Source organism: Ramlibacter sp., from assembly GCF_013697775.1.
Taxonomy (GTDB): Bacteria; Pseudomonadota; Gammaproteobacteria; order Burkholderiales; family Burkholderiaceae_C; genus Ramlibacter.
Window position 1 is genome coordinate 1 of record NZ_JACCWG010000429.1, and the last position, 4,841, is coordinate 4,841.

Annotated in this window: 5 protein-coding genes; 4 read left to right on the forward strand and 1 reads right to left on the reverse strand. The window is 70.1% G+C overall.

Going from position 1 to position 4,841, the window contains the following annotated elements; all coding sequences use genetic code 11:
- Positions 1–155 precede the first annotated feature (155 nt).
- The 4 genes from H0U68_RS21720 to H0U68_RS21735 all read left to right on the forward strand — a co-directional run bounded on the left by H0U68_RS21720 (position 156) and on the right by H0U68_RS21735 (position 3,145).
- The gene (locus H0U68_RS21720) at positions 156–1,238 is read left to right on the forward strand and encodes a ferritin-like protein (protein ID WP_296358986.1); all 1,083 of its coding nucleotides are present in this window, start codon (positions 156–158) and stop codon (positions 1,236–1,238) included.
- Entirely contained in the window at positions 1,235–1,618 is a 384-nt protein-coding gene (locus tag H0U68_RS21725; protein WP_296358987.1) for a VOC family protein, read from the forward strand. The genes H0U68_RS21720 and H0U68_RS21725 overlap by 4 nt, the downstream gene beginning before the upstream one ends.
- A gap of 175 nt (positions 1,619–1,793) precedes the next feature.
- Positions 1,794–2,408 (forward strand): hemerythrin domain-containing protein, encoded by a 615-nt coding sequence (locus H0U68_RS21730; RefSeq protein WP_296358988.1) that lies wholly within the window; start codon positions 1,794–1,796, stop codon positions 2,406–2,408.
- A gap of 53 nt (positions 2,409–2,461) precedes the next feature.
- Positions 2,462–3,145, forward strand: a complete 684-nt coding sequence (locus H0U68_RS21735; RefSeq protein ID WP_296358989.1) for a hemerythrin domain-containing protein — start codon at positions 2,462–2,464, stop codon at positions 3,143–3,145.
- Between the two features lie 13 nt (positions 3,146–3,158).
- On the opposite strand, the gene H0U68_RS21740 is transcribed toward H0U68_RS21735, so the two are convergent.
- Positions 3,159–4,841 (reverse strand): tetratricopeptide repeat protein (locus tag H0U68_RS21740; protein ID WP_296358990.1); only part of this gene is annotated, 1,683 nt, incomplete at its 5' end.

The following is a 4,841-nucleotide window of genomic DNA, read 5'->3' on the forward strand; positions in this document are numbered from 1 at the left end:
CCGCCCGCGCCCTCGCCGGCCCCGCCAGCCGCTCCAGCGCCCCAGGCCGCCGCGCCCGCCGGGCCGCAGCCTTTGCCCAGCGAGGAAGGCGGCAAGACCGCCTTCCTGCGCGAGCAGCAGCGGCGCGGCGCCGCATCCAACGGAGGGAACCAGCCATGATCAAGCTGCAACGCGAAGTCATCCGCGGCATCCGGGCCGCCACCACGCCCGAGGAACTGCACCGCTACCTGCAGAAAGCCGTCGAGCTGGAACACAGCACGATCCCGCCCTACCTCACCGCGCTGCTGTCGCTCAAGCCGGGCACCAACCAGCGCATCGCCAAGCTGCTGCGCGGCATCGTGGTCCAGGAGATGCTGCACATGAGCATTTCCGCCAACGTCCTGATCGCCATCGGCGGCAAGCCGGCGATCAACCAGCGCGGCTTCATCCCGCGCTACCCCGGCCCGCTGCCGATGCACGTGGCCGGCGGGCTGCAAGTGGGCATCGAGGCGTTTTCGATCAAGCTGGTGAAGGACGTCTTCATGGCCATCGAGGAGCCGGAGCACCCGGTCCCCGTGCGCACCAGGCTGCTGGGCGCCGGCCAGCCCGAGCCCGAGTTCGCCACCATCGGCGAGTTCTACGACGCCATCAAGGAGCAGATCCGCAAGCTCGGCCCGTCCATCTTCACCGTCGGCACGGCGCCGCCGCAGGTGGTGTCGTCGACGTGGTTCCCGGCGGACAAGCTGTTCCCCATCACCGGCTGCGACAGCGCCTGCGCCGCCATCGACATCATCAAGCTGGAAGGCGAAGGCACTTCGGCCACGCCGTACGAGTCGCCCGACGATCCGGCGCACTACTACAAGTTCGGCGAGATCGCGGCCGGCAAGTCCATCGTGGCCACGCCCACCGGCTTCGCCTATGCCGGCGACCCGATCCCGTTCGACGCGGCCGGCGTGTGGCCGCTCAGGCCGAACTGCAAGATCGCCGACTTCGCGGTGGGCACGCAGGCGCGCACCCGCATCGAACAGTTCGCCTACAACTACAGCGCCCTGCTCAACGCGCTGCACGACACCTTCAACGGCCAGCCGCGCCGGCTGGACAGCGCCATCGGCCTGATGTACGACCTGCGCGTGCTGGCGGTGGCGCTGATGTCCACCGACGCCGGCAACGGCCAGACCGTGGGCCCGAGCTACGAGTACGTGCAGGCGCAAGGCGGCATGCCTACAGGCCTGGCCGCTGGCGCGGGAGCGGTGGGATGAGCGCGCCGGCCGTACCCAACCGCCACCCGGGCGTGATGTTCGAGATCATGGCGCGCGACCAGCGCGCCATGCAGGCCTTCTACACCGCGGTGTTCGGCTGGCAGTACATGGAGGGCGAGTCCGGCTTTGCCTACATCCGCTTCCCGGTGCGCATGCAGCCTCTGCTGGGCGGCATCGGCCAGGCCGACGCGAAGGTGCCGGGCATGGCGCCCGGCCACGCCTTCTACCTGGAAGTGGACGACCTGGACGCCGCCATCACCCGCGCCGTGGCGGCGGGCGGCAGCCGGCTGATGGAGCCCACCGACGCCGACGCCTACCGGTTCGCGATGGTCCGCGACCCGGAGGGCAACGCGATCGGCCTGGTGCGGCCGTTCCGCTGACTTCGCGGAAGCCACTGCTCAGCCTGCCGCCGAGCTCATCGGCCAGGCCCTGCCGCGCCTGGCCGGAACGCTAGCCCTGCACCAGCGTTTGCCCGGACAAGACGCGCCGCCGTCCGACATGGGTGCATGGGACTGCGCGGCCAAATGACGCTATCGCTTCGATGGCCGCGTGCACATGACTTCCCTTCTCAACCAGATCTCGCCAAGCGCGACCAACCAGATCCGGCTGGACCATATGCACGTGCTGGCGACCTTCCACCAGTACGAACCGGCGTCCTCCACGCGGCTCAAGCGCGGGCTGGCCGACAGCGTGTGCCTGGCGCTGGAAATCCACGCGCAGCTGGAAGAGGAAATCTTCTATCCGGCGCTTGCGCTGGCGATGGACAGCGACATGGTGCGCAAGAGTCCGGTGGAGCACGGCGAGATGCGCACCCTGATGGCGCGGCTGCGGCAGATGGTGGCCTCCGACCCGGTGTTCGACGAGACCTTCTTCGAGCTGATGCGGCTGGTGCTGCACCACGTGGCCGACGAGGAAACGGTGCTGCTGCCCGCGGCCGAGCGGCTGATTCCCGGCCAGCTGCAGGACCTGGGCGCGCGCATGGCGCGGCGTCGCCTGCAGCTGGCAGCTTCCCGCGGCGGTGAACTGGCAAGCAGCCTCGTGCGCTCGTTCAGCGCGCGCGGCGTGGTGGCCGCCGCCACCACGGTCTTGAGCGGGAGCTACCTGCTCGCGCGGCACAGCCCCCTGGCGCCGGCCTGGATGCGGCGCGGCGGCCCGCGCGCGGCGCGCTGAAGCGCACAGGATCGACAACAACCGACGACACCCACACAAGGAAGAACGCAAACATGACCTCCATTACCAAGATGATTCGCCTGGACCACACGCACGTGATGGCCGTTTTCCACAAGTACGAGCCGTCGCTGTCGGCGCGCGTGCGCAAGGGCCTGGCCGACCAGATCTGCCTGGCCGTGGAAGTGCATGCGCAGCTGGAGGAAGAGATCTTCTATCCCGCCATGCGCCGCGTGAGCGACGACGAATCGGTAAAGAAGAGCGAGCCCGAGCACCAGGAGATCAAGGCGCTGATCGCCACCCTGCGCGGCCTGGACGCCAACCACGCTGGCTTCGACCGCACGCTGTACGAGCTGATGCAGAAGATCGTGCACCACGTGGCCGACGAGGAAACCGTGCTGCTGCCGCGCGCCGAGAAGATGCTGACCGCCGAACTCGATGAGCTGGGCGGCCAGATGACGCGCCGGCGCCTGCAGCTGATCGCCCCGCGCACGCCGCAGTTGGCCAGCGGCATGGCGCGTTCGATGCGCGGTGGCACCATGCTGGCGGCGCTCGGCGCGGTGCTGGTCGGCGCCCTGCTGCTGTCCAAGCGCGACCGTCTGCGCCAGACGGCCGACTTCGGGCCGATGATGAAGCAGGCGCGCTGGGAGCTGAAGAAGCGCAAGCTGATGGCGCAGGCCCGCAGCATGATGCCGGGCAGGACGCGGCTGCAGGACCGGCTGATGGCGCGGCTGCCTTGAATTCGGCGCTGGTCTAGACCGAGAACCCCGCCGGCGGCAGGCCTGCGCGCTGGCGCCGCTGCATCTCCAGGTAGGCCGCTTCCAGGTTGCGACGCAGCCGCGCCGTGTCGAACAGCGGCGCGGTGAGCCGGTTGCGGGCCAGGCGCTCGCGCACTTCGGCCAACGCCTGCGGCTCGCGCGCGAAGCGCAATGCGGCGGCGGCGTAGCTGGCGGCGTCGGGCATCACCATGTCGGGCAGGCCGCAGGAGATCAGCAGGCTGGCCGCCACCCGTCCCGGGAATGCGCGGCCGATGCAGGTGAGCACCGGCACGCCGGCCCACAGTGCATCGCTGGTGGTGGTGTGGGCGTTGTAGGGCAACGTGTCCAGGAACAGGTCGGCATGGCGCAGGCGCGCCAGGTGTTCGGGCAGCGGCGCGTGCGGCGCGAACACCAGGCGGTCCGCGTCGATGCCGCGCAGCTGCGCCTCGCGCCGCAGGTTGCCTGCTGCCTCGCCATTGCTTTCCAGCAGCCACAGCACGCTGCCCTGCACCTGCCGCAGCAGGTCCATCCAGAGGCTGAAGACGTCCGGCGTGATCTTGTAGTTGTTGTTGAAGCAGCAGAACACGAAACCGTGTTCCGGCAGGCCGAGTTCCGCGCGCGGAGGCGTGCGTTCGGCGATCGCGCGCTGCCGGTCGTTGCACTGGTAGCTGTCGGGCAGGCGCACCACTTTCTCGGTGTAGAACGCCTCGTGCCCCGGCGGGATCACCACCGGGTCGGCCACGATGTACTGGAAGTGGTCCGCGCCCAGCGTGCCGGGAAAGCCCAGGTAGTTCACCTGCAGCGGCGCCGGCTGGTGCGCCAGGATGCCGGGGCGGCAGTCCTGCGTGTAGCCCTTCAGGTCGACGGCGATGTCGATTTCCAGTTCGCGCAGCAGCTGCGCCGCCTGCGCGTCGGTGCGGTCGCCGACCTCGATGAAGTGGTCGAACGCGTGCTCCAGCCGCCGGCGCATGGGATCGTTGGGCGCGGGCGGGCCGAACGAGATGCCCCACCACTCGAAGGCTTCGCGGTCGTGCAGCTCGAACAGCTCCGCCATGAGGTAGGCGGTGGCGTGGCTGTGGAAGTCGGCCGAGAGATAGGCCACGCGCACCCTGGCGTGCCCATAGGCCTCGTTGCCGGCGCACAGCGGGCGCGGCGCCGTGGGGTACTTGAGCTTCGTGTAGAGCCGCGCCGCCTCCAGGTGCAGCGCGGGGTCTTGCGACACCGCCAGCAGCACGAAGGGCGCGATCATGCGGCCCTGGCGCGGCATGTCCAGGAACTCGGCCTGCATGGCGGCGATGGGGTCGGCAGCGTCGCCCGGCTTCGGCCAGATGCAGGCCTTGCGCAGCGCGAACACCTGCGCGCTCTGCACGCCACGGTACTGCGGCTCGATGGCGCGCGCCTGCGCGTACGCGGCGGCGGCCTCGCCGTGGCGGCGCAGCACGTCCAGCACCACGCCGCGGTTGTTGTGCGCGTCGGCCCACACCGGCTTGAGCGCCAGCGCGCGGTCGTAGGCTTCCAATGCCGCCGCGTTGCTGCGCAGCTTCACCAGGGCCGAGCCCAGGTTGTTCCACGCGTCGGGAAAGGCCGGCGCGAGTTCGGCGGCCCGGCGTGCCGCTTCGGCCGCCGCCTCGAAGCGGCCCAGCTGCAGCAGGGCCGCGGCACGGTTGCTGTGCGTGGG